The organism is Streptomyces sp. NPDC041713, assembly GCF_055591085.1.
Genome location: NZ_JBVIZY010000006.1, coordinates 319,159 through 343,603, shown reverse-complemented (window position 1 = coordinate 343,603; position 24,445 = coordinate 319,159). Strand labels below are relative to the sequence as shown.

Here is a 24,445-nt window from a genome sequence, read left to right as displayed (position 1 = left end):
TCACTTCTCCCGCTGGGACGGGTCGGGGTGCTCGCCCTCGGTCTGGACGCGGTACTCGCGGCCGAACATGGCGTCGTGCTCGACCATGACGCGGTCGCTCGGCGGCGCCTCGCCGCCGTGGATCTGCTCCTGCATCGTCTCGAACCGCTCGTGCGCCTCCCGCACATAGCCCGCGCCGAGCGTGGTCAGGTCCATCTGGGTGTCGAGCAGCTCGCGCAGGTAGCCTTTGTTCGGCTCGAACGTGAGCACGTTGGGCAGCTCCGGCGCCAGCACCGAGGCGGGGTCGCGGCCGTCGTACGTGCGCATCAGGTCGCACGCGGCGTGCAGATGCTCCAGTTCCATGTTCAGGTGCAGCTCCCAGATCGCCTTGACCTTCGGGTCGCTCTCCTGCTCCATGAAGGAGTGGTACAGGTAGCACTCGTTGTACTCGTGGTTGACGAGCTGCTCCCACCACGTCTCGCCCGGGTCCACCAGCGACTCGTAGTGGGTGACGTGCTCCTCCTCGATGAGCCCGATCTCCTGGTACAGCTGGCGGGCGATGGGCTCCATGTAGGTGGGGCCGGTGTTCATGTAGAAGTTCATCGTCTGCTGCTCCGCCGACATGATGGTCAGGGCGTGCAGCTTGGACAGCGGGTCCGTCCCGTCCTTGGCGTACGGGTCACGGACGTTGTCCACCGGGTCGCGGTGGTGGAAGCGCGTGGGCCGGCCCGGCATGACCTCCGTCAGGCCGTCCACGATCGACTCCGCCTTGCGGTGCTCGATCATCTCGTACAGGTTCGCGTACCGGTACAGGTGGTCGAAGTCCTCCAGGACGCCGAACTGGTACGCCTGCTTCAGGTACGGGTCCGGCTCCATCCGCGCCACCCACGCGGTGAGGTCGACCGCCACCTGCTCGTAGGCGACCGTCGTCTCCAGCACCGAAGAGACCCCCGGCAGCAGCCAGTTGACGACCTTCTGCTGCTGCGCCTCGATGTACCGGGTCCGCGCCAGCTGCCGCTTGACCTCGGGGTCCACCGTGTTCCTGGCCAGCTGGTGGCTGAACATGATCGCTTCGACCTCGATGCCGTTCATCGTGATGATGCGGCAGCGGGTGTACGGGTCGCAGTGGTCGGGGTCGATGGGAGCGACGTTGAGCTCGCGCCAGTTGCGTACCTGCTTGTCCAGCGGGATGCCCCGCTGTTCGAGCGGATTGAAGGTCACGACGGTCCTCCTGATGGTGGGCGAGTGGGCGCAGCGCCCCCGCCGTCCGCGCACCGTTTCCGCCAGGTTCCAGGGCACCGCCCGCCCAAACTCCCGCCCGGGAACCGCCCCCCCCCACCCCCCACGCCCGTACCGGTGCCCCGGTGCCCCGTACGGCCCAGGGGCGGGGAGCTCGCCGGTGCGGCGCGGCGGTCAGCCGTCCTGCAGCTGGCGTTCCCATCCGGTGGCGCCGGGCGGCCAGCCGTACGTGGGGCGGCCCGCGCGGCCGCTGGTGCGGAACGGCTTGCTCTGGTCGTCGACGCGGGTCACGCCGTGCCGTTCGCCGCTGGACCACTCCAGTTCGAGGTACCAACGGACGTCGTGCGCGTCGGCGTTGGCGCTGATGTAGAAGACCTCGGGGTCGTTCTCGCTGATCTTGTACGGGAAGTCGCGCTGGCCGTGCTCGGGGACGGCGCGCGGCGCCGGGTCGTCGAGGTCGACGGCGAAGGACCTGGTGGACACGTCGCCGCCGCAGCCGGTGTGCATCTGGTAGTTGTTCCAGGCGAGCGGGGCGCCGGTGCTCTGCACGCGGACGTTCATGCGCTCCAGGACGACCGGCTGTTTGCCCACGCCCTGCACGGTGACCTCGACGAACTGGTCGCGGGACGAGACCGCGCCGAGGTCGCCGACCCAGCCGGGCGCGTCCTGGTCGGCGGCGGGTGGCTGCGGCATGTCGCCGGGGGCGCGGTTGACCAGGAAGTCCTTGGCGCAGGGATCTTCGTAGACGTACGGCTTGGTGCGCGTCGTCACCAGGTCCGGCCCGCCCCGCGCTCCGCCGGGCGCGGTGCCCGTCCCGGAGTTCCGCGAGGCACCGGACGACGGGGCCTCCTCCTGGGTGGGCGGGGCGGAGGGGGCGCCCTTCTGCTTCCCGGCGTCGTCCCTGCCGTCGCCCTTTCCGTGCCCGGTGCCGGGTGAGCGGAGGGCGCTCGCGTCCGAGGAGACCGCGGCCTGCCCGGTGTCGCGACGCTGTCCGTCGCCTGCGCCGCCGTGCAGGACGAGCGCGGCGGAGCCGATGCCGACGACCGCGGCCACGGCGGCCGCGAGGGCGAGGGTGCGCCGTCGGCGGGAGAGGGACAGCGGCGGCGCGGCGGCGGTCACGCGGCCCGGTCCCGAGGGCGTTCCGGGCTCGGCCGTCGGCGTGGTCTCCGCGCCGTGTTCGGGCAGGGGTGCGGGGTTCGGGTCGGCCGAACTCGTGGGCGCGGCACCGTCGTTGCCGGGTGTGCGGGTGGTGGACGCGCCGGGCGCGGCGCGCCCCGGTTTCCGTCCGCGGTCCGCGTCCGCCAGGATCCACCGCCGGTGGACCTCCACCAGCTCCTCCGGCGTGGCCCTGCACAGGCGGGCGAGCCGTTGCACCGGGGCGAACTCGGTGGGCACCGCGTCCCCGTTGCAGTACCGGTGCAACGTGGACGTACTCATGTGCAGCCGCTTGGCCAGCACCCCGTAACTGAGCCCGGACCGCTCCTTGAGCTCCCCCAGCAGCTCCGCGAGCGACCCCATCCGCACCTGCTCCCTTCCCGTCGGACGTTCCCCGAAAGCGCCGGCACTCACGTGTGGGCGCTGATCACGTCGGCGGAGCCGAGCACGACGGACACGCGGTCGACGTCGGCCCCGGAGGTCCCGGAGGTCCCGGAGGTCCCGGAAGCGTCGGGGGTATCGGGGGTGTCAGGAGTGACGCCGTCGCCGATGGAGCGGGTGATGACGGCGCCCGCCTTGCCGTCCGGTCCCGTGTCGTCGTCACCGCCGGTCTGGCAGGCGGTCAGCGAGAGCACCGCGGCGGCCGCGACGGCGAGCAGCGAGGCGGCACGGACGGTACCGCGCGAACGGCGAGTGGTCATGACGGGAATCCCCCCACGGGTGATCGGGATGCCGTTCCGGCGCCTGCTCCCCGCAGGCGGCGGGCCGGATCTGCTGTTGGCTGCACCCCGTCAGATGACGCCCGTGCGGGAATTGTTCACCGGTTTCTGTCCGTACTTGGTAACAAGGGAGGTGTCCGCAGAGGCGGAAAGGGAGCGTGCGCGTCCGGGCACGCGGACGCGGCGCCGGTCCTCATCGGACCTGCGCCGCGCCGCTGTCCCGCGTGGGGCCGTACGCCCCGACTACCGCCCCGAGGCGGCCAGTTCCTTGAGGTCCACCGTCTCGCCCTTGCCCGGCGTCTCGGGCTTCACGGGCTTGTTGTAGTCGGTGAAGGTGGCCTCGTTCGGCTTGTCGCCGCCCTTCACGGAGCTGCGCAGGATGTACGGCTTGCCCTCCGTGGCCACGTACAGGGTGTGCGTCTCGCCGCCGGAGGCCTTCTTCGTCAGCATGATGGCCTCCTTCCCGTCGACGGACGTCGTGTCGCCCTTCTTCATGCCCTTGCGCGTGGACTTGTCCTCGTCCATCGACGCCACCAGGCCCTGCTTGTCGCACATGCCCGCGGTCTGCGCGTCGTCGGCGGGCATCTTGACCCACTTGTCGACCACCTTCGCCAGCACCTTCTGCGAACCGGCCTGGCCCTTCAGCGCGCTCTTCCAGTACTGCTCGTTGCCGCGCACGTACAGCGTCCCGTTCGTGTGGCGCAGCTCGGCCTTGGTCCCCGCGGTGTCGACGGTCCCCTCGCAGTTCTTCTCCTGGTCGACCGCGAGGTCCAGGCTCACCGACTTGCCGTCGGCCTGCTTCATGTCACCCTTGAGGCGCATCGACTCGGCGCCCTTGGTGGCCGCCACCGCCTTGGCCGCGATCTGGTCCGCGCTGTCCTTGGCGAACGGCTTGGAGTCGCCTCCGTCGTCGCTGTCGCCGCAGCCCGTCAGCAGAACCGCGCCGAGTCCGACCATGCCGATAACGCCCGTAACCTTGCTCGCACGCACGTGGTCACCCCTCCTGCGGAACGTCTTTCCGTCCCGTACTCCACGACCCCGGTGGCCGCGGTCGTGATCCAGTACCCCGCGATGCGCCGAGCTCACCCGGTACCGGTCATTCCGCCTAACTCGCCCGTCACTCCAGTACCGCGACGCCGTCCAGCTCCACCAGTGCCTGCTCGTCCCAGAGCCGGACCGCGCCGATCACCGCCATCGCGGGGTAGTCGCGGCCCGCCAACCTCTTCCATACGCGCCCGAGTTCGGCGGCGTGGTCGCGGTAGTCGGCGACGTCCGTGGCGTAGACGGTGACGCGGGCCAGGTCGGCGGGGGTGCCGCCGGCGTGGCGCAGGGCGGTGAGGAGGTTGGTCAGGGCGCGTTCGAACTGCTCGGTCAGGGTCGCCCCGGTGACCTTGCCCTCGCCGTCCAGGGCGGTCTGCCCGGCGAGGAAGACGAGGCGCGAGCCGGTCGCGGTGACGGCGTGCGAGAAGCCGGTGGGCGGGGAGAGTTCGGCGGGGTTGACGCGGTGCGGGCTGCTCATGCGGAGGGCTCCTCGCCGGAGGTCGGGGTCGGGGTCGGGGTCGGGGTGGGGGGCGGGGCGGATGAAGGGGCGGGCGCCAAGGACGCGTACAACTCCTTGGCGATGACCGTGCGTTGGACCTCGCTCGCGCCCTCGTAGATGCGGGGCGCGCGCACCTCGCGGTAGAGGTGTTCCAGGAGGTGGCCGCGGCGCAGGGCGCGGGCGCCGTGCAGTTGGACGGCCGCGTCGACGACGTACTGCGCGGTCTCGGTGGCGATGAGTTTGGCCATGGCGGCGCGCCGCGCGATGCCCTCGCCCCGGGGGCCCTCGCGGTCGTACGCCGCGGCCGCCGCGTACACCATCAGGCGGGCCGCCTCGGTGCGCGTGGCCATCTCGGCGACTTGGTGGGCGACTGCCTGGAGGTCCTTCAACTTCCCGCCGAACGCGTCCCGTTCGGCGGTGTGCGCCAGCGTGGCGTCGAGGGCGGACTGCGCCATGCCGACCGCGAACGCGCCGACGCTCGGCCGGAACCGGTTGAGCGTGGTCATCGCGACCCGGAAGCCGCGGTCCACCTCGCCGAGCACGTCGTCCCCGCCGACCCGCACCCCGTCGAAGTCGAGGGCGCCGATCGGGTGCGGGGAGAGCATGTCGAGCGGGGTGCCGGTGAGGCCCGCCCGGTCCGCCGGGACCAGGAAGGCGGTGACGCCGCGCGCGCCCGCGCCCGGGGCCGTACGGGCGAAGACGGTGTAGAAGTCGGCCTCGGGGGCGTTGGAGATCCAGCACTTCTCGCCGGTGAGGCGCCAGCCGTCGGGCCCGTCCGGCTCCGCCGCGAGGCCGAGCGCCGCCGCGTCCGATCCCGCGTCCGGCTCGGAGAGCGCGAAGGCCGCGACGGCCTGCCCGGCGCGCACGGGCGGCAGCCAGCGCTCGCGCTGCGCCCGCGTGCCGTGCGCGTGCACGGGATGGGCGCCCAGGCCCTGCAGGGCGAGTGCGGTCTCCGCCTCCGTACAGGCGTACGCGAGGGACTCGCGCATCAGGCAGAGGTCGAGGGCGCCGGACCCGCCCGCGCCAGCGCCCGCGCCCGCCCCCGCTTCCCCGCGATCCTCGAACAAGGCCTCCAGCAGGCCGAGTTGGCCCAGCTCGGCGACCAGTGGCCGGTTCACGCGGCCCGGCTCGCCCTTCTCCGCCAGCGGACGCAGCCGCTCGGCGGCCAGCGCGCGCAGCTCCGCGCAACGGGCGGTTCGTGCCGGATCGAGCGAGAATGCCGTCATCCCGGGCCCCTCCTTTATCGCGCACCGTTGACTGCCGTCACCATCACGATACGCTCGTCCCGCGAGCCCACCACAGCGCCCGACCGGCAGGCAAGGGGGCAGAGCCGCCATGGACTCCACCGGCAACCCAGTGATGACCGCATCCGGCCACGTCGACACGTTCACCCGGGACCACCTCCCGCCGCGCGAACAGTGGCCCGCGCTGGTGCACGACCGCCCCGAACTGCGCTACCCCGACCGTCTCAACTGCGGCGCGGAGCTCCTGGACCGCTCCCTCGAACGGTTCGGCGCCGAACGCCCCGCCTTCCACGCCGCCTCCGGCGAGACGTGGACGTACGGGCAGCTGCGGCGCCACGTCGACCGCGTCGCGCACGTGCTGAGCCACGAGCTCGGCGTGCGCCCCGGCGAGCGCGTCCTGCTGCGCGGGGCCACCACGCCGTGGCTCGCGGCCTGCTGGCTCGCCGTGATGAAGGCGGGCGCGGTCGCCGTCACCGTGCTGGCCCAGCAGCGGGCGCAGGAGCTGGCCACCATGTGCGAGATCGCCGAGGTGCGGCACGCGCTGTGCGACATCCGGGTGGTGGACGATCTGATCAAGGCCGGGGTGCCGGGGCTGAGCGTCACCACGTACGGCGGCGAGGGGCCCGACGACCTGCTGGTGCGCGCCGCCCGCAGCCCCGACCGGTACGAGGCGGTGGACACGGCCGCCGACGACGTCGCGCTGATCGCCTTCACCTCCGGCACGACCGGCCGCCCCAAGGGCTGCATGCACTTCCACCGGGACGTGCTCGCCATCGCCGACACCTTCGCGCGGCACGTCCTGAAGCCGGTGCCCGACGACGTGTTCGCGGGCAGCCCTCCGCTCGGCTTCACCTTCGGCCTCGGCGGACTCGTCATCTTCCCGCTGCGCTTCGGCGCCTCCTCGGTCCTGCTCGAACAGGCCGGCCCCAAGCTCCTGTTGCCCGCCATAGCGCGCCACCGGATATCGGTGCTCTTCACCGCGCCGACCGCCTACCGCACGATGCTGGACCAGCTCGACGGCCACGACGTCTCCTCGCTGCGCCGCTGCGTCTCGGCCGGCGAGAACCTGCCCGCGGCCACCTGGCGGGCCTGGCACGAGCGCACCGGCCACCGCGTCATCAACGGCATCGGCGCGACCGAGCTCCTGCACATCTTCGTCTCCGCGGCCGACGACGCGATCCGGCCCGGCACCACCGGGCGTGCCGTGCCGGGGTGGCAGGCGCGCGTGGTCGACGACTCCGGCGCCCCGGTGCCCGACGGTGAACCCGGGCTCCTCGCCGTGCGCGGCCCGGTGGGCTGCCGCTACCTCGCCGACGACCGTCAGCTGCAGTACGTACGGCACGGCTGGAACGTCACCGGCGACACCTACGTCCGCGACGCCGACGGCTACTTCCGCTATGTCTCGCGCGCGGACGACATGATCATCTCGGCCGGGTACAACATCGCGGGCGCCGAGGTGGAGGAGGCCCTGCTGCGCCACCCCGACGTCGCCGAGACGGCGGTCGTGGGCCGCCCCGACGCGCTGCGCGGCCAGGTGGCGGTGGCGTTCGTGGTGCCGCGCGAGGGGGCGGCGCGGGACGAGGAGACGGCGGCGCGGCTGCGCGCGTTCGTCAAGGCGGAGCTCGTGCCGTACAAGTGCCCCCGCGAGATCGTCTTCCTGGACGCGCTGCCGAGGACGGCGACGGGGAAGCTGCAGCGGTTCCGGCTGCGCGGCGGGCAGCGGGACCGGCCGGAGCCGTAGAGTGATCACGTGTCCGAGCAGCACACTCCACGGTCCCTGATCGTCACCTTCTACGGCGCCTACGGGCGGGCCGCCCCCGGCCCGGTCCCGGTGGCCGAGCTGGTGCGCCTCCTCGCGCCGGTCGGCGTGGACGCGCCGTCGGTCCGGTCGTCGGTCTCCCGGCTGAAGCGGCGCGGGCTGCTCGTGCCCGCGCGCACCGGGTCGGGCGCGGCGGGATACGCGCTCTCGCCCGACGCCCGCCAGCTCCTGGAGGACGGCGACCGCCGCATCTACGGCACCGAGGCCGCGCGGCAGCGGGGCGGCTGGGTCCTCGCCGTCTTCTCCGTGCCCGAGTCGGAGCGCAACAAGCGTCACGTGCTGCGCTCGCGCCTCTCGGGCCTCGGCTTCGGCACGGCGGCCCCGGGCGTCTGGATCGCCCCCGCCCACCTCTACGAGGAGACCCGGCACACTCTGGAGCGGCTCCAACTCGCTTCCTACGTCGACCTGTTCCGCGGCGAGCACCTGGGGTTCGCCGCGACGGCCGAGGCGGTCGCACGCTGGTGGGACCTGTCGTCCCTGGCCAAGCAGCACGAGGCGTTCCTGGACCGGCACGAACCGGTGCTGCGCTCCTGGGAGTCCCGTGCGGGCGAGCCCCCGCGCCCGGAGGAGGCCTACCGCGACTACCTCCTCGCGCTCGACTCCTGGCGCCAACTCCCCTACGCCGACCCGGGCCTGCCCGCCGAGCTGCTGCCCGCCGACTGGCCCGGCGCCCGCTCCGCCGCGGTGTTCGCGGCGCTGGACGAGCGGCTGCGGGAGGCCGGAGCCCGGTTCGCGCACCCGGACGCCTGACCTCCCCTCAGCCCCGGCTCAGCCTTGACTGAGCGTCAGCCTGGGCTTGGGCGCGTCCGTGCGTCCCGTCTGGGGGCGCCGGCTGCCCGCGCGGTACTGCTGCGGCCAGGTGGCGCCCGGACCTGTGTAGCCCTGTTCGGCGGCGGCGTGCAGGGTCCAGTGCGGGTCGTACAGGTGCGGGCGGGCCAGTGCGCAGAGGTCCGCGCGCCCGGCGAGCAGCAGGGAGTTGACGTCGTCCCAGGAGGAGACGGCGCCGACCGTGATGACGGGGATGCCGGTCAGGTTGCGGATGCGGTCGGCGTACGGCGTCTGGTACGAGCGGCCGTACGCGGGGCGTTCGTCGGAGACCACCTGGCCCGTCGAGACGTCGATGGCGTCGGCGCCGTGGGCGGCGAAGGCGCGGGCGATTCCGACGGCGTCCTCGGCCGTGGTGCCGCCCTCGGCCCAGTCGGTGGCGGAGATGCGGACCGTCATGGGCTTCCGCGCGGGCCACACCTCCCGTACCGCGTCGAAGACTTCGAGGGGGTAGCGCAGCCGGCCCGGCAGGTCGCCGCCGTACGCGTCCGTGCGGCGGTTGGTGAGCGGGGAGAGAAAGCCGGAGAGCAAGTAGCCGTGGGCGCAGTGCAGTTCGAGCAGGTCGAATCCGGCCCGCTCGGCGCGCCGGGCGGCCGCGACGAACTGGTCGCGGATCGCGGTCAGTCCGGCGCGGGAGAGCTCGCGCGGGATCTGGCTGCCCGGCTTGTACGGGAGCGGGGACGCGGCCTCCAGCGGCCAGTTGCCGTCGGGCAGCGGATCGTCGATGCCCTCCCACATCAGCTTGGTGGAGCCCTTGCGGCCCGAGTGGCCCAGCTGCAGGCCGATGGCCGTGCCGGGCGCCTGGGCGTGCGCGAAGTCCGTGACGCGGCGCCACGCCTCGGCCTGTTCGTCGGTGTAGAGCCCGGCGCAGCCCGGAGTGATGCGGCCGCGCTCGCTGACGCAGACCATCTCCGTCATCACCAGGCCCGCCCCGCCGAGTGCCCGTGCGCCCAGGTGGACCAGGTGGAAGTCGCCGGGTACGCCGTCGACGGCCGAGTACATGTCCATCGGGGAGACGACGACGCGATTGCGCAGTGTCAGCCCGCGCAGGCGCAGGGGCGTGAACATCGGGGGTGTGCCGTCCGGGCAGCCGAACTCGCGCTCGACGGATCGGGTGAACCCGGCGTCGCGCAGCCGGAGGTTGTCGTGGGTGACGCGGCGGCTGCGGGTGAGCAGGTTGAACGCGAACTGGAGCGGCGGCTGGCCGAGGTGGTCGGGCAGCCGCTCGAACCACTCCAGGCTGGCGCGGGCCGCGCGCTGGGTGGAGGCGACGACGGGGCGGCGCTCCTCCTCGTACGCCCGCAGCGCGGCCGGGATGTCGGGCTGCTCCTCCAGGCAGGCGGCGAGGGCGAGGGCGTCCTCGACGGCGAGCTTGGTGCCGGAGCCGATGGAGAAGTGCGCGGTGTGCGCCGCGTCGCCGAGCAGGACCGTGTTGCCGTGCGACCAGCGGGAGTTGACGACGGTGCGGAAGGTGGTCCAGGAGGATTTGTTGGAGCGCAGCGGGCGGCCGCCGAGCGCGTCCGCGAAGATCTTGGCGCAGCGTTCGGTGGAGCCCTGCTCGTCGAGGTCGGCGAAGCCCGCGGCCTCCCAGACCTCCTCGCGCATCTCGACGATGACGGTGGAGGCGCCGGTGCCGGCCGCCGAGAAGGGGTAGCCGTGCAGCTGCATCACGCCGTGCTCGGTCTCGGCGATCTCGAAGCGGAAGGCGTCGAAGGCGAAGTCGGCGGCGAGCCAGATGTAGCGGCAGCGGTGGGTGGTCAGGCTCGGCCCGAAGACGTCGGCGTGCGCCTCGCGGGTGAGGCTGTGCACGCCGTCCGCGGCGACGACCAGGTCGTACGCCGCGGCGAGCTCGGCGGCGGGCGGCGCCTCGGTGCGAAAGCGCAGTGCGACGCCGAGGCCGCGGCAGCGCTCGTGCAGGATCTCCAGGAGCCTGCGCCGGCCGAGGGCCGCGAAGCCGTGGCCGCCTGAGGTGTGGCGCCGGCCGCCGTGCACGATGTCGATGTCGTCCCAGCGCACGAACTCGGCCTGGAGGGCGGCGTAGACGGCGGGGTCGGCGTGTTCGATGCCGCCGAGGGTCTCGTCGGAGAGGACGACGCCGAAGCCGAAGGTGTCGTCGGGGGCGTTGCGCTCCCAGACGGTGACCTCGCGGGCCGGGTCGAGGCGCTTGAGCAGGGCGGCGGCGTAGAGGCCGCCGGGGCCGCCACCGATGACGGCGATCCGGTGGGCCGCGGCGGCGCCCCCGGCGGGCGGCTGGGCGGACGGCTGGGCGGACGGCGCGGCGCTCATCGTCGTCACCGTCCCTGCCACTTCGGCGGGCGCTTCTCCGTGAAGGCCGCGTGGAACTCCCGGTAGTCCTCGCCGTTCATGAGCAGCGCCTGGGTCGAGGCGTCGAGCTCGACGGAGGCGGCGAGCGGCATGTCCAGTTCGGCGGTGAGCAGCGCCTTGGTCTGCGCGTACGCGAGGGCGGGTCCGTCGGCGAGCCGGCGGGCGAGATTCGCCGCGGCCTCGCCGGCCTTGCCCTCCTCGGTCAACTCGCTGATCAGGCCGATCCGTTCGGCCTCGGGGGCGCGCACCGGCTCGCCCAGCATGAGCAGCCGGGTGGCGTGGCCGAGCCCGACGACGCGCGGCAGGAGGTAGGCGGCGCCCATGTCGCCGCCGGAGAGGCCCACCCGGGTGAAGAGGAAGGCGAACCGGGCGGAGGGGTCGGCGACGCGGAAGTCGGCGGCGAGGGCGAGCACCGCGCCGGCGCCCGCCGCCACCCCGTGCACGGCGGCGATCACCGGGAAGGGGCACTCGCGGACGGCCCGCACGACCTGTCCGGTCATCCGGTTGAAGTCGAGGAGCTGGGCGGTGTCCATGGCGAGCGTGGCGCCGATGATCTCGTCGACGTCGCCGCCGGAGCAGAAGCCGCGCCCCTCGCCCCCCAGCACGAGCGCGCGCACGGACTTGTCGCGGGACAGCTCGGCGAGCAGGTCGCGCAGGTCGGCGTAGGCGCCGAAGGTGAGCGCGTTGAGCTTGTCGGGGCGGGCCAGGGTGACCGTGGCGACCCCCGCGTCGACGGTCAGGCGCAGGTGCCGCCAGTCGGGGGTGCGGGTCGCGGAGCCGGTGAAGGGACTCATGAGGTGCGGCCTCCTCGGCCTGGGCGCTGGAGTTCGCTGGCGTGGACTGCCCCCCGAAGTTATCACTGTTCCGTGACTGTCGTCAGGAGTACGCGATACATGCCTGTCGCGGAAGTCCCGACATGCACGTCTTGTCTCCCCTGACACCCCAGGGACGGACGTCCCGGACATGCCCGACCGTCGCCCCTGTCGACATGGCGCTTAGGATTCGTACGGTTGAAAGCAGGACCGCCGCCTGCTGCTGTGAACGGACCCGCCTTGTACGAACCTTCCTCCCCCGCCTCGTGGCGCATCGCGCTGCCGCACACCACGGCAGCCGTGCCCGTCGCGCGCGCACTGGTCCGTACAGCACTCACGGACATCGAGTTCTCCGCCGACTCCGACACCGCCGAGCTGCTCACCGCGGAGCTGGTGGCCAACGCCGTCGAGCACACCGGCGGGCAGGAGCCCATAGAGCTGGTGATCGAGCTCCTGCCGACCGGCTGTCAGGTCGAGGTGCACGACTCCAACCCGCTGCCGCCCGGCAACCTCACCGACCCCTGCCCCGTGGAGCCGGACCCCTGGCAGGAGCACGGCCGCGGCCTGCTCCTGATCCGCACCCTCAGCTCCTCCTGCGGCCACCGCCCCACCGCGTCCGGCAAGGCCGTCTGGTTCACGCTCCCCGCGCTGCCCCCGCACCGGCACTGACCGGCCCCTCGCCCCGGCCGAGCCGCGAGTGGCCGCGGCCGTAGAGCGCGTAGACCACGGCGCCCACCACGAGGAAGACGGCGAACTGCAGCCACGTCGTCCACCCGGTGCCCCAGATCAGATACAGGCAGAAGCCCACCCCGAGGAGCGGGCTGACCGGGAAGAACGGCACCCGGAAGGTGCGGCGCAGCTCCGGGCACGAGCGGCGCAGCGCGATGACCGCGACGTTCACCGCCACCATGATCGCCAGCGTGCCGATGGTGGTGAGGTTGACGACCACGTCGAGCGAGGAGAAGGCGGCGGGCACGGCGACGACCGCCGCGACGATCCAGGTGCCCGCGGCCGGGGTGGCGGTCCGCGGCGAGATCTTCTCGAAGACGCGCGGCATCAGGCCGTCGCGGGACATCGACATCAGGATGCGGGTCTGGCCGTACATCACGGCGAGCACCACGGAGGCGATGGCGACGACCGCACCGAAGGCGATGATGCCGCCGCCGACGGTCGAGTCGGTCACCTGGTCGACGATGAGCGAGAGCGCGGCGGGCTTGTCGGCGACCGCGTCCGGGCCGAGCGCGCCGATCGCGGCGAGCGCCACGGCGACGTAGAGCAGCGTGACGACGCCGATGCAGATCAGGATCGCGAGCGGGATGTTGCGCCGCGGGTCGCGCACCTCTTCGCCGGCCGTGGTGACCGCGTCGAAGCCGATGAAGGAGAAGAAGGCCAGCGAGGCGCCGGCCGTGATGCCCGAGGCGCCCGCGCCCGCGAAGGGCGTGAGGTGGCCGTCCTCGAACGCGGTGAACGCGATGGCCAGGAAGAACAGCAGGATGGCGATCTTCAGCACCGCCATGGCCGCCGTGGCGCCCGCGCTCTCCCGGATGCCGCGCACCAGGAGCACGGCGGCGAGCAGGATGACGAGGACGGCGGGCAGGTTCACCGCCCCGCCCTCCCCCGGCCCCGCGGAGAGCGCGGCGGGCAGCTCCCAGCCCGTGAGGCTGTGCAGCAACTGATTCAGGTACTGGCTCCAGCCGACCGCGACGGCGGACACCGAGACGCCGTACTCCAGGAGCAGACACCAGCCGACGAGGAAGGCGGTCCGCTCGCCCAGGGAGGCGTACGCGAAGGAGTACGAGCTGCCGGAGACCGGGATCGCGCCGCCCAGCTCGGCGAACGAGAAGGCGGTGAAGACGCAGGTCACGGCCGCGAGGACATACGAGACGGCGACGGCGGGCCCGGCCTTGGCGACGGAGTCGGAGAGGCCGACGAAGATGCCGGTGCCGACGATCGCGCCGACGCCGAAGCAGACGAGCTGGAAAAGCCCCATGGTGCGCCGGAGGCCGTGGCCCTCCAGGTCGGCACCCGACTCGGCGACGAGCCGGTCGGGGGACTTGATGCGAAGCCCGGAGGTGCGCGAGGGGCTCATGAGGTGGTTCTCGTTTCTGGTGGGGCCGGGTGCGGTGGTCCGGTCCCACCAGTCTGTGCCGGTGGAGCGGGTACGGCAGGTCAGGGCGGGCGCAGGTCGTGCGTACCGCGGGTCAGGCGAGCGTGGCGACCAGGACCGCCTTGATCGTGTGCAGCCGGTTCTCCGCCTCGTCGAAGACGACGGAGTGCGCCGACTCGAAGACCTCGTCGGTGACCTCCAGGGAGTCCAGGCCGTATCTCGCGTGGATGTCCCGGGAGACCTGGGTGTCCAGGTCGTGGAAGGCGGGCAGGCAGTGCAGGAACTTCACGTCGGCGTTGCCGGTGGCGCGCAGCACGTCCATCGTCACCGCGTACGGCGCGAGGGCCGCTATCCGCTCGGCCCAGACCTCCTGCGGCTCCCCCATCGACACCCAGACGTCGGTGCCGACGAAGTCGGCGCCCCGGACGCCCTCGGCGATGTCCTCGGTGAGGGTGAGGCGGGCGCCGCTCGCCTCGGCCAGCGCGCGGGCGCGGGCGACGACGTCGTCGGCGGGCCAGTAGGCCCGGGGCGCGACGATACGGACGTCCATGCCGAGCAGCGCCCCGGTGACCAGGTAGGAGTTGCCCATGTTGAAGCGGGCGTCCCCGAGGTAGGCGAAGGCGGTCTCGTGCAGCGGCTTCGCGGTGTGCTCGGTCATCGTGAGCACGTCGGCCAGCATCTGGGTGGGGTGCCAGTCATTGGTCAGGCCGTTGTAGACGGGCACGCCCGCGTGGGCGGCGAGCGTCTCGACCGTCTCCTGCGCGTCCCCGCGGAACTCGATGGCGTCGAACATCCGGCCGAGCACCCGGGCGGTGTCCTTGGGGGACTCCTTCTTGCCGATGTGCGAGCCGGACGGGTCGATGTACGTCGTCGAGGCGCCCTGGTCGGCGGCGGCCACCTCGAACGCGCAGCGGGTCCGCGTCGAGCTCTTCTCGAAGATCAGCGCGATGTTCCTGCCCCGCAGCCGCGGCGTCTCGGCCCCGGCCTTCTTGGCCGCCTTCAGCCCGGCGGCCAGCTCGACCAGGCCGCGGAACTCGTCGGCGGTGAAGTCCAGCTCCTTGAGGAAGTGGCGGCCGGTGAGGTCTGTGGCCATGAGGCGCTCCAGGGATGCGGAGGGGTGTGCGGGCAGGGGTCACCCCGCAGGGTGACCCTGAAACTATATACGACCCTCCACATTTATATACAGGCTGTCTCCGCGCGGGGCGGTCCGTGGCCGCGCGGGGCGGTCCGTGCCCGCTTACGCGCCGGCCACCGGGTCCCGCTCCACCGGGCAGCTCATGCACCGCGGGCCGCCCCTGCCACGCCCCAGCTCGCTCCCCAGGATCTCGATCACCTCGAGGCCCTGCTTGCGCAGGAAGGTGTTGGTCGTGGAGTTGCGCTCGTACGCGACCACGACGCCGGGCTCCACGGCGAGGACGTTGCAGCCGTCGTCCCACTGCTCGCGCTCGGCCGCGTGCACGTCCTGGGTGGCCGTGAGCACCCGGATCGCGTCGAGGCCGAGCGCGGCGGCGATGGCCCGGTGCATGTTCTCCGGCGGATGGTCGGTGACCTTCAACTCCCGGTCGCCGACGCCCGGTTCGATGGTGTACGAGCGGAGCATGCCGAGGCCCGCGTACTGCGTGAAGGTGTCGCCGTCGACCATCGTCATGACCGTGTCCAGATGCATGAAGGCACGGCGCTTGGGCATGTCGAGGGCCACGATCGTCTGCGCCGAGCCCGCCGCGAACAGCTTGTGCGCGAGCATCTCCACGGCCTGCGGGGTGGTGCGCTCGCTCATCCCGATGAGCACCGCGCCCTTGCCGATCACCAGGACGTCGCCGCCCTCGATGGTCGAGGGGTAGTCCGCCTGGCCCTGGGACCAGACGTTGAAGTCCTCGTCCCGGAAGAGCGGGTGGTGGCGGTAGATCGCCTCGAAGTGCACGGTCTCGCGCTGCCTGGCCGGCCAGCGCATCGCGTTGATGGAGACCCCGTCGTAGATCCAGGCGGAGGTGTCGCGGGTGAAGAGGTGGTTGGGCAGCGGCCCGAGCAGGAAGTCGTCCAGGTCCATGCAGTGGAAGCGCACCGACGTCGGCTCGGGGTGCGCCGCCAGGAACTCCCGCTTGGTCATGCCGCCCACCAGCGCCTCGGCGAGCTCCACCGACGGCATCGTCTCGAACGCGGCCCGCAGGTGGTCGGTGGCGAGCGGCCCGTACTCCTTCTCGTCGAAGACGCGGTCCAGGACGAGGAGGCGGGCCGCGGGCACGTCCAGGGTCTCGGTCAGCAGGTCACCGAAGAGGTGGACCGCCACCCCCCGGTCGCGCAGCACGTCCGCGAACCCGTCGTGCTCCTGACGGGCCCTGCGCACCCACAGGACGTCGTCGAAGAGCAGGGCGTTCTTGTTGCTCGGAGTCAGCCGCTTGAGCTCCAGATCGGGGCGGTGCAGTATGACGCGGCGCAGCCGCCCGGCCTCGGAGTCGACATGGAATCCCATGGAGTCCATCTTTCCCCGGCCGGACGGCCGACGCCTGTCATTGCGGGCAATGACCCGGCGGGTCAGAGCCTCGGGTCCACCGGCTCCGACTCCAGGGCGAGGACGGCGAAGACCGCCTCGTGCACGCGCCACAGCGGCTCGCCGTCCGCGAGCCGGTCCAGCGCCTCGAGGCCGAGCGCGTACTCGCGGACGGCGAGCGAGCGCTTGTGGCCGAGGGAGCGGTCGCGCAGCCGCGCCAGGTTCTCCGGCCGCGTGTACTCCGGGCCGTAGACGATCCGCAGGTACTCGCGGCCCCGGCACTTGATGCCGGGCTGGACGAGCCGCCCCTGTCCGTTCCTGACCAGCGCCCCGACCGGCTTGACGACCATGCCCTCGCCGCCGCGTCCGGTCATCTCCAGCCACCAGTCGACCCCGGCCCGCACGGACGCCTCGTCGCCGGTGTCCACGTACAGGCGGCGGGTGGTCTGCAGCAGGTCCGAGCCCTGGCCGCCGTCGTGCTCCACCATGCGGTCGATCAGGGCCAGTTGCCGGTCGTGCGGGAGGTCGGCGAGGCTGCGGCCCTGGACGGCCAGGATCTGGAACGGCGCGAGCCGCACGCCCTCCAGGCCGTCGGTCGGCCAGCAGTAGCGGCGGTACGCCTCGGTGAACGCGGCGGCGTCCGCGGCCCGGCCGCGCTGCCCGCGCAGCAGGTCACCGGTGTCGACGCCGCGCGCCGCCGCGGCCTCCAGGGCGGCGATGGCGCCGGGGAGGACGGCTCCGGCGGCGGCTCCCGTGGCGGCGTACTGGGTGCGGAGCAGCCCGGAGGCCTTCAGGGACCACGGCATCAGCTCCGCGTCGAGCAGCAGCCAGTCCGTCGCCAGCTCCTCCCACAGGCCCGCCTCGGTGACGGCCTCGCGCAGCCGGCCGAGGATCTCCTCGGTGACGGCGGGGTCGTCGAAGAAGGGGCGGCCCGTGCGGGTGCAGAGGGAGCCGGTCGGGCCGCCCGTCACGCCGAAGCGCTCCCGGGCCACCTCGGCGTCGCGGCAGAGGAGTACCACCGCGCGCGACCCCATGTGCTTCTCCTCGCACACGACGCGGGCGACGCCGTCCTGCGCGTACGCGGCGAAGGCCTCCACCGGGTGCTCCAGATACCCCTCGAGGCCGGAGGTGGCGGTCGGCGCCATCGTCGGCGGCAGGTACGGCAGCAGCCGCGGGTCGACCGCGAAGCGGCTCATGACCTCCAGGGCCGCGGCCGCGTTCTCCTCGCGCACGGCGACGCGGCCCGCGTGCCGGGTCTCCACCGTGCGGCGGCCGTGCACGTCGGTCAGGTCGAGCGGGCGCCCCTCGTGCCCGCCGGGTGCCTCGGTGCGCAGCGGCTTGGCCGGCTCGTACCAGACCCGCTCGGCGGGTACGTCGACGAGCTCGCGCTCCGGCCAGCGCAGCGCGGTGAGCCGGCCGCCGAAGACGGCGCCGGTGTCCAGGCAGATGGTGTTGTTCAGCCAGGTGGCGGTGGGCACCGGGGTGTGGCCGTAGACGACCGCGGCCTCGCCCCGGTAGTCCTCCGCCCACGGGTAGCGCACGGGCAGCCCGAACGCGTCGGTCTCGCCCGTGGTGTCGCCGTACAGCGCGTGCGAGCGCACCCGACCCGAGGTGCGCCCGTGGTACTTCTCGGGCAGACCGGCGTGGCAGACGACGAGTCTGCCGCCGTCCAGGACGTAGTGCGAGACGAGGCCGTCCACGAACTCCCGTACCTGCGCGCGGAATTCCTCGCTCTCGGCCGCCAGCTGTTCGACGGTCTCGGCGAGGCCGTGGGTGAGCTGGACGCCGCGGCCCTTCAGGTACCGGCCGAGCTTGTTCTCGTGGTTGCCGGGCACGCAGAGGGCGGTGCCGGCAGCGACCATCCCCATCACGCGGCGCAGCACGCCCGGGGTGTCCGGGCCGCGGTCGACGAGGTCGCCGACGAAGACGGCGGTACGGCCTTCCGGGTGCGCGCCGTCGACGTAACCGAGCTTGCCGAGCAGGGTCTCCAGCTCGGCGGCGCAGCCGTGGATGTCGCCGATGACGTCGAACGGGCCGGTGAGGTGCGAGAGGTCGTTGTAGCGCTTCTCGGTGACGACGGTGGCCGACTCGATCTCCTCGACGCCCCGCAGGACGTGCACCTTCCGGAAGCCCTCGCGCTCCAAGTGGCGCAGGGAGCGGCGCAGTTCGCGCTGGTGGCGCTGGATGACGCGGCGCGGGATGCCGGACCGGTCCGCGCGTGCCGCGTTGCGCTCGGCGCAGACCTCCTCGGGCACGTCGAGCACGATGGCGATGGGCAGCACGTCGTGCGCTTTGGCCAGTTCGATCAGCTGCTTGCGGCTGTCGCTCTGCACGCTGGTCGCGTCGACGACGGTGCGGCGGCCCGCGGCGAGGCGCTTGCCCGCGATGTAGTGGAGCACGTCGAAGGCGTCGCCGCTCGCGCTCTGGTCGTTCTCGTCGTCGGCGACGAGCCCGCGGCAGAAGTCGCTGGATATGACCTCGGTGGGCCTGAAGTGCCGGCGCGCGAAGGTCGACTTGCCGGATCCGGTGGCGCCGACGAGGACGACCAGGGAGAGGTCGGTGACGGGCAGGGTGCGGGTGGTCCGGGCGGACGCGGGGGTGGCGCCGTTGTCGGTGGTCATGCGGCCCGCACCTCCTTGGTGGTCTTGGGTGTGCCGGTCGTGCCGGTCGTGCCGGATGTGGTTGATGTGGTGGTCGTGGTGCCGGCCGGGGCGTTCTGCGGGGTCCGCTCGCTCCGGGTGAAGACGGCCATCTGGGTCGGCGGTCCCACCTCGGGGTCGTCGTCGCCGACGGGCGCGAACTCCACGTCGTAGCCGTGCCGTTCGGCCACCGCGCGGGCCCACGCGGCGAACTCCTCGCGCGTCCACTCGAAGCGGTGGTCGCCGTGGCGCACGTGCCCGGCGGGGAGCGACTCCCAGCGGACGTTGTACTCCACGTTCGGCGTCGTCACGAGGACGGTGCGGGGGCGCGCGGAGCCGAACACGGCGTACTCCAGGGCGGGCAGGCGCGCCACGTCCACGTGCTCGACGACCTCGCTGAGCACCGCGGCGTCGTACCCCTTGAGCCGCTTGTCGGTGTACGCGAGGGAGCCCTGGAGGAGCGTGACGCGCTCCGCCCGGCGCTCCCCCACGCGGTCGAGGTTCAGCCGTCGTGCGGCGACGGTCAGCGCGCGCACCGACACGTCGACCCCGACGATCTCGGTGAACCGCACGTCCTTGAGCAGCTCCTGCACCAACTGGCCCTGCCCGCAGCCCAGATCGAGCACGCGGGACGCCCCTGCGGCGGTCAGCGCGGCGAGGATCGCCTCGCGGCGCCGCACGGCGAGCGGCACCGGCTTCTCCTCGGTGTCGGCGTTCTCGTCGACGGCGTTGTCGATCTCCTCGACGTCGGTGTCGTCCGCGTCGGCGAGCCGCACCAGTTCGAGCCGCTCGGCGGCCTCCCGGGTCAGCGACCGGCGCCGCGCGAGGTAGCGGCTGGTGATGATCTGCTGCTCCGGGTGGTCCGCGAGCCAGCCGTCGCCGGCCCGCAGCAGCTTGTCGACCTCGTCCGGCGAGACCCAGTAGTGCTTGGCGTCGTCGAGGACCGGCAGCAGCACGTACAGGTGGCGCAGCGCCTCGCCCAGGGTCAGCTTCCCGTCGTCCGCCTGCAGGACGAGCTGGACGTAGCTCGAGTCGCCCCACTCGGGGAACGTCACGTCCAGGGGCACCGGCGTCACCGCGACCGTCCAGCCCAGCGGCTCGAAGAGCGCGCGCACCAGGTCCGCGCCGCCGCGGGCGGGCAGGGCGGGCACCTCGACGCGCAGCGGCAGCGGCCGCGCGGCCCGCTCGGGGCGGGCCGCGCACACGCCGCGCATCGCGCTGGAGAACACCGCGCTCAGCGCCACGGCGAGCAGCGACGACGCCGCGTACGGCCGGTCGTTCACGTACTGCGCGAGGGCCGCGTCGGGCGCACCGCCGCGCCCCTTGCCTCTCCCCTTGCCGCGCCGCACGAGCGCGATGGGGTCGACCTCCAGGAGCAGCGCGGCGGTGCAGCGCTCGGCGGTCGCCTCGGGGTAGAGGACGTGCGCGACGCCGTGCGCCGTGCGGTACGCCTGCGCTTTATCCGGGTGCTTGTGCAGCAGAAAGCCCAGGTCAGTGGCTGGGTTCCGCGCATCGCCTGTAGTCGAGATCGTCAAGAACACACGGCTGAGTATCGCCGTCGGCCGCGGGGAAGGCCACGGAGTTTGCGCGCTGCCGACGGGGCGGATGGGTGCCGGAAGGGGGGCCGCGGCCCCCTGTGAGGGTTCTGTGACTTTTGCGCCTTTGGGTTGTTACGTCCCTTATGGGTGGGCTTGATGCAGGGTGCGTAGCTTCGTAGATGTCGCCGCAACGGGGCGGCACCCCCGAGAAACCGAGACCCTGAATGGCCCTCTTTCCCATGCGTATGACCTCCCGCGCCCTGCGTACCGGCATCATCACCGCCACCGCCGCCTCCGCGATCACCCTCGGCGCCGCCTCCGGCGCCCTCGCCGCCACCCAGCACGCCCCCGCCGGCGTCACGGTCGAGGCCGCGTCCCACGCCAAGAAGAACGCCAAGAAGAACGCCAAGACCGCCAAGACCAAGCGCGCCTACGTCAAGACGGTCAAGCTGGCCTCGAAGGGGCACACCGCCAAGGTCTACAAGCTCGGCGCCGCCAAGTTCCAGGCCGACGTGATCCACAAGGGCCACAAGATCGCCACCCTGACCGCGTCCGGCAAGGCGGCCTCGGCCAACCTGAACGGCCTGCACGTCAAGCTCACCCAGCGTGGCGCGGTCACCTCCTGGGTCGACCGTGCCAAGCCGGCCCCCAAGCCCAAGCCGAAGCCGAAGCCCAAGCCCGCCAAGCGGGTCCTGGTCTCCACGCACGCCCTGGCCGACGGCCACGGCACCGCGAAGGTCTACAAGCTGTCGACCAACCACTTCCAGGCCGACCTCTTCGGCCGGGGCGCCAAGCTGGGCACCCTCGACGCGAACGGCCGCGCCGCCACCGGCGAGGACAACGGCCTGCACGTCGTCCTCTCGCCCGACGGCCAGTTCCGCTCCTGGCTGGACCAGGTCGAGGACCCCACCCCGGCGCCGGTCCCGGACCCCGAGCCGACGCCGGACCCCGACCCGGAGCCCACCCCGGACCCGGCACCGGTCCCCGACCAGAACCCGGCGCCGGCCCCGGCCCCCACGCCGAAGCCCGACGACACCAAGCCCGCGCCCGCCCCGGTCTCGCCGGTCTCCCCGATCGCCCCGAGCACCGACCCGGGCGCGGTCAACCCGGCGCCCGTCGCCTGACGGCGCCACCTCTCGAACGGGAGGCGGGGCGCGCCCGGATGCATGGGACTCATCCGGGCACGCCCCGCCTCCCGCACCCCCTCACCGCCCCCTAGCCCCAGCCGAAAGGACCCGGTCCCGTGCCCGCGCGCCTGCGAGCCCTCCTGATCGTCGTCGTCGCCCTCGCCGCCACGGCGCTGCCGACCGTCGTCGCGTTCGCCACCCAGCCCCACGTGCCGTCCACCGTGCCGCACAGCACGCCGCGCGAGGAGATCCAGCCCGCCGCCAACATCGTCGGCGAGGTGGCCCGCAGGACCGCCGAACGCTTCGTCGGCAGACCGCTGCAGGTGATCCCCGAGCAGACCGTCCGCCCGGCGACCGCGCAGACCCTCGATCCGCGCGATCCCCGACCGGACGTCTAGACTCGAACATGTGAACGAACCGCGTCCGCTGACCCGTCTCGACCTGCTGCGCTTCCTGGAGCGCGTGCAGCTCGGCGACCTGGAGCGCACGCGCGGCTGGATCGCCGCCGAGGAGCGGCGCGAGGCCGAGCGGCTCCGCGGCGCGCAGGCCAGGCCACCCGTCCCCGACTGGGTGATCGAACAGGGCCTCGGCGGCCGCGCCCCGGTGTACGTGCACGTCGGCGGCTGTCACATGGCGGGCAAACGGTGGCGCGGCGTCCCCCGCGAGCAGGCACGCCGCGCCCTCGCCGAGAACGTCGACCCGTGCCCGCACTGCCGCCCCGACACCGAACTCGGCGTACTGGACTGACGGGACACGGGCACGCCCCGCGGCTACTCGCGGGTCAGCATCCCCGCCCGCAGCCGCGCCAACGTACGCGCCAGCAGCCGGGACACGTGCATCTGCGAGATGCCGAGGACGATGCCGATGTCGGCCTGTGTCATCTCCTGGCCGAAGCGGAGCTCGATGATGCGGCGCTCCCTCTCGTCCAGTTCCGCGAGGAGCGGGGCCAGGGCGTGGAGCTGTTCGACGACCTCGATGGCGGGGTCCACGTCGCCCATCACCTCGGCCAGCGAACGCCCGCTCCGGTGCGCCTCGCCGTCGTCGCCCGTGTCGTGCGGGGCGTCCAGGGAGCCCGCGGCGTAGCCGTTGGCGGCCACGATCCCCTCCAGGACCTGCTCCTCGCCCACCTTCAGATCGGCGGCGAGCTCCTTGACCGTGGGCTCGCGGCCGAGCACGGAGGAGAGCCGCTCCTGCGCTCTGGTCAGTTCGATGCGCAGTTCCTGCAGTCTGCGCGGGACGTGCACGGCCCAGCTGGTGTCGCGGAAGTACCGCTTGATCTCACCGAGGATGCAGGGCACGGCGAACGAGACGAACTCGAAGCCGCGGCCCATGTCGAACCGGTCGATCGCCTTGATCAGCCCCACGGTCCCCACCTGGACGATGTCCTCCAGCTGACCGTTGCCGCGGTTGCGGAAGCGGCCCGCCACGTAGTGGACCAGGGAGAGGTTCATCTCGATGAGGGTGTCGCGCGTGTACGTGTGCTCCGGCGAGCCCACCTCCAGCGTCCCGAGCCGCTCGAAGAACAGCTTCGACAGCTCCCGGGCGTCCTTCGGCGCGACCTGGTCCGCCTCGATCCGCGGCAGCGCTCCGACCGCCTCGCCGCGCGGAAACTCCACGGCCTCGCCGCGCAGGAACTCGACGGCCTCGGCACGCCGGGGCGCGACCACCTCGTTCCGCGGGATGCCGAGGGTCTCGGCGCGCGTCCCCGCGTTCGGCTCAGCGGCCTCGTCCACGCCGACTGCCCGAAGAAACATCGTCCAACCCCTAGTCTGAGTGGCGCTCTGCGCCCGGTACTCGTACTCGTACTCGTCCGTCGTGATTCGCGGTCCGTGCCCCGCACCTTCAGGTCGCGACGACCGTGAAGGGGATGCCTTCGCGGTCGCCCAGCACGGCCTCCCGGCGGGAGGGCGGTCCGTACGGCGGCGCGATCACCCGGCCGCCCCGGTCGAGCGCCGCGGCGGCGGCCGCGTCGACGTCGGCCACCCGGAAGCTCGTGTGCCAGCGGTGGCGGCCCCCGGAGCCCGGCGCCGTCCCGCCCCGCAGGGCGGCGACCCTGCGCCGGCCGTCGAGCACCGCTATCCGGTCGTCCACGTACTCCACGTCGCAGCTGGTCTCCGGGTCGCCGGCCCAGCCGAGGACGCCCCCGTAGAAGAGGGCCGCCGCGAAGATGTCCCGGGTGTGCAGTTCGAGCCGGGCCGTCGGGGCATGGCCCACGCTCCAGCGCAGGTCGGGGGCCTTCTGGCGGACGCCGAACACCGCGTCCTCCGGGCCCGCCACCACGGCGACCCGGCCGGCGCCGGTGGTCAGCGGCCCGACCGCCACGGTGGCGCCGCGTTCGCGCAGCCGGGCGACGGCGGTGTCCACGTCGTGCACCAGGAAGTACGGCATCCAGCTCGCGTGACCGCCCAGATCGCCGGCGGTTTCGCTGATGGTCCCCACCGGCACCCCGCCCTTGAGGACCAGCGAGCGGGCCCGGCCCGCCGAGCCGAGCAGCGGCACGTGGCACCAGCCGAGGACCCGGCCGTAGAACTCCTCGGCGGCCCGGATGTCGCGGGTGACCAGGCTCAGCCAGCAGGGCGCGCCCAGGGCCCGGCCCGCGCCGCCCGGCGGCGGGGCGTCAGTGGCCGCGGGGGCGGCGGGCCCGCGCTCACCCGGCGGGACCAGGCGCAGCGCCCTCGTCTTCCAGAACGTCCTGCGCAGGGCCCGCGGGCGCCGCACCACCTCCCGGCCCCCGGTCGGCGCGTGGGGCACCGCCTCCTCCCGCCGTGCCGTCCGCTCCCGTTCGTTGCCCACACTCATGTCCCGTGGCACAGCCTTCTCCCTCATCCGGTTCCGGGCGTCAGCCGTGTCGTTCCGCAGAACGAAACCCCCATACCGGGACCTTCCGCC

At 73.0% G+C, this 24,445-nt stretch carries 21 protein-coding genes; 6 read left to right on the top strand and 15 right to left on the bottom strand.

What is annotated here, in order from left to right; translation table 11 throughout:
- The 6 genes from ACZ6CV_RS20975 to ACZ6CV_RS20950 all read right to left on the bottom strand — a co-directional run bounded on the left by ACZ6CV_RS20975 (nucleotide 1) and on the right by ACZ6CV_RS20950 (nucleotide 5,858).
- Complete coding sequence (locus ACZ6CV_RS20975; protein ID WP_469252247.1) at nucleotides 1–1,200, bottom strand: hypothetical protein; 1,200 nt, start codon at nucleotides 1,198–1,200, stop codon at nucleotides 1–3.
- A gap of 192 nt (nucleotides 1,201–1,392) precedes the next feature.
- The gene (locus ACZ6CV_RS20970; RefSeq protein WP_469252246.1) at nucleotides 1,393–2,736 is read right to left on the bottom strand and encodes a helix-turn-helix domain-containing protein; all 1,344 of its coding nucleotides are present in this window, start codon (nucleotides 2,734–2,736) and stop codon (nucleotides 1,393–1,395) included.
- Nucleotides 2,737–2,783: 47 nt separating this feature from the next.
- Complete coding sequence (locus tag ACZ6CV_RS20965) at nucleotides 2,784–3,074, bottom strand: hypothetical protein (protein WP_469252245.1); 291 nt, start codon at nucleotides 3,072–3,074, stop codon at nucleotides 2,784–2,786.
- A gap of 261 nt (nucleotides 3,075–3,335) precedes the next feature.
- Nucleotides 3,336–4,082 (bottom strand): hypothetical protein, encoded by a 747-nt coding sequence (locus tag ACZ6CV_RS20960; protein WP_469252244.1) that lies wholly within the window; start codon nucleotides 4,080–4,082, stop codon nucleotides 3,336–3,338.
- 127 nt (nucleotides 4,083–4,209) lie between these two features.
- Nucleotides 4,210–4,611, bottom strand: a complete 402-nt coding sequence (locus ACZ6CV_RS20955; RefSeq protein WP_469252243.1) for a RidA family protein — start codon at nucleotides 4,609–4,611, stop codon at nucleotides 4,210–4,212.
- Nucleotides 4,608–5,858: an acyl-CoA dehydrogenase family protein gene (locus ACZ6CV_RS20950; RefSeq protein ID WP_469252242.1), complete on the bottom strand. Its 1,251-nt coding sequence runs from the start codon at nucleotides 5,856–5,858 to the stop codon at nucleotides 4,608–4,610. Before ACZ6CV_RS20950 ends, ACZ6CV_RS20955 begins: the two co-directional genes overlap by 4 nt.
- 109 nt (nucleotides 5,859–5,967) lie before the next feature.
- Between ACZ6CV_RS20950 and ACZ6CV_RS20945 the strand changes: the two genes are divergently transcribed.
- Both ACZ6CV_RS20945 and ACZ6CV_RS20940 read left to right on the top strand, forming a co-directional pair.
- Nucleotides 5,968–7,617 (top strand): AMP-binding protein, encoded by a 1,650-nt coding sequence (locus ACZ6CV_RS20945; RefSeq protein WP_469252241.1) that lies wholly within the window; start codon nucleotides 5,968–5,970, stop codon nucleotides 7,615–7,617.
- Nucleotides 7,618–7,626: 9 nt separating this feature from the next.
- Entirely contained in the window at nucleotides 7,627–8,445 is an 819-nt protein-coding gene (locus tag ACZ6CV_RS20940; protein ID WP_469252240.1) for a PaaX family transcriptional regulator, read from the top strand.
- Nucleotides 8,446–8,463: 18 nt separating this feature from the next.
- Here ACZ6CV_RS20940 and ACZ6CV_RS20935 read toward each other — a convergent pair whose 3' ends face one another.
- Together ACZ6CV_RS20935 and ACZ6CV_RS20930 are read right to left on the bottom strand one after the other, a co-directional pair.
- The gene (locus ACZ6CV_RS20935) at nucleotides 8,464–10,806 is read right to left on the bottom strand and encodes a bifunctional salicylyl-CoA 5-hydroxylase/oxidoreductase (RefSeq protein ID WP_469252239.1); all 2,343 of its coding nucleotides are present in this window, start codon (nucleotides 10,804–10,806) and stop codon (nucleotides 8,464–8,466) included.
- Between the two features lie 5 nt (nucleotides 10,807–10,811).
- Nucleotides 10,812–11,639, bottom strand: coding sequence for an enoyl-CoA hydratase family protein (locus ACZ6CV_RS20930; RefSeq protein ID WP_469252238.1), 828 nt, complete (start codon nucleotides 11,637–11,639; stop codon nucleotides 10,812–10,814).
- 243 nt (nucleotides 11,640–11,882) lie between these two features.
- Between ACZ6CV_RS20930 and ACZ6CV_RS20925 the strand changes: the two genes are divergently transcribed.
- A complete protein-coding gene (locus tag ACZ6CV_RS20925) occupies nucleotides 11,883–12,326 on the top strand; it encodes an ATP-binding protein (RefSeq protein ID WP_355804820.1) in 444 nt (147 codons plus the stop codon).
- Here ACZ6CV_RS20925 and ACZ6CV_RS20920 read toward each other — a convergent pair.
- From ACZ6CV_RS20920 to ACZ6CV_RS20900, 5 genes are all read right to left on the bottom strand, one after another.
- Nucleotides 12,292–13,746, bottom strand: a complete 1,455-nt coding sequence (locus ACZ6CV_RS20920) for an amino acid permease (protein WP_469252237.1) — start codon at nucleotides 13,744–13,746, stop codon at nucleotides 12,292–12,294. The two genes, ACZ6CV_RS20925 and ACZ6CV_RS20920, sit on opposite strands and share 35 nt — an antisense overlap.
- A gap of 112 nt (nucleotides 13,747–13,858) precedes the next feature.
- A complete protein-coding gene (argF, locus tag ACZ6CV_RS20915) occupies nucleotides 13,859–14,857 on the bottom strand; it encodes an ornithine carbamoyltransferase (protein WP_469252236.1) in 999 nt (332 codons plus the stop codon).
- Nucleotides 14,858–15,001: 144 nt separating this feature from the next.
- On the bottom strand, nucleotides 15,002–16,234 hold the full coding sequence (locus tag ACZ6CV_RS20910; protein WP_469252235.1) for an arginine deiminase: 1,233 nt from the start codon (nucleotides 16,232–16,234) through the stop codon (nucleotides 15,002–15,004).
- A gap of 62 nt (nucleotides 16,235–16,296) precedes the next feature.
- Nucleotides 16,297–18,873: a polynucleotide kinase-phosphatase gene (locus ACZ6CV_RS20905; RefSeq protein ID WP_469252234.1), complete on the bottom strand. Its 2,577-nt coding sequence runs from the start codon at nucleotides 18,871–18,873 to the stop codon at nucleotides 16,297–16,299.
- A complete protein-coding gene (locus ACZ6CV_RS20900) occupies nucleotides 18,870–20,432 on the bottom strand; it encodes a 3' terminal RNA ribose 2'-O-methyltransferase Hen1 (RefSeq protein ID WP_469252233.1) in 1,563 nt (520 codons plus the stop codon). Before ACZ6CV_RS20900 ends, ACZ6CV_RS20905 begins: the two co-directional genes overlap by 4 nt.
- Nucleotides 20,433–20,668: 236 nt before the next feature.
- Here ACZ6CV_RS20900 and ACZ6CV_RS20895 point away from each other — a divergent pair, with 236 nt between their 5' ends.
- From ACZ6CV_RS20895 to ACZ6CV_RS20885, 3 genes are all read left to right on the top strand, one after another.
- Nucleotides 20,669–21,553, top strand: coding sequence for a hypothetical protein (locus tag ACZ6CV_RS20895; protein WP_469252232.1), 885 nt, complete (start codon nucleotides 20,669–20,671; stop codon nucleotides 21,551–21,553).
- 119 nt (nucleotides 21,554–21,672) lie between these two features.
- Complete coding sequence (locus ACZ6CV_RS20890) at nucleotides 21,673–21,954, top strand: hypothetical protein (RefSeq protein WP_469252231.1); 282 nt, start codon at nucleotides 21,673–21,675, stop codon at nucleotides 21,952–21,954.
- A 10-nt stretch (nucleotides 21,955–21,964) separates the two neighbouring features.
- Nucleotides 21,965–22,303, top strand: a complete 339-nt coding sequence (locus tag ACZ6CV_RS20885) for a DUF6233 domain-containing protein (protein ID WP_469252230.1) — start codon at nucleotides 21,965–21,967, stop codon at nucleotides 22,301–22,303.
- A gap of 23 nt (nucleotides 22,304–22,326) precedes the next feature.
- Here the strand turns inward: ACZ6CV_RS20885 and ACZ6CV_RS20880 are convergent, their stop codons facing one another.
- On the bottom strand, nucleotides 22,327–23,310 hold the full coding sequence (locus ACZ6CV_RS20880) for a SigB/SigF/SigG family RNA polymerase sigma factor (RefSeq protein WP_469252229.1): 984 nt from the start codon (nucleotides 23,308–23,310) through the stop codon (nucleotides 22,327–22,329).
- A gap of 88 nt (nucleotides 23,311–23,398) precedes the next feature.
- A complete protein-coding gene (locus ACZ6CV_RS20875) occupies nucleotides 23,399–24,367 on the bottom strand; it encodes a VOC family protein (protein ID WP_469252228.1) in 969 nt (322 codons plus the stop codon).
- Between the last annotated feature and the right edge of the window lie 78 nt (nucleotides 24,368–24,445).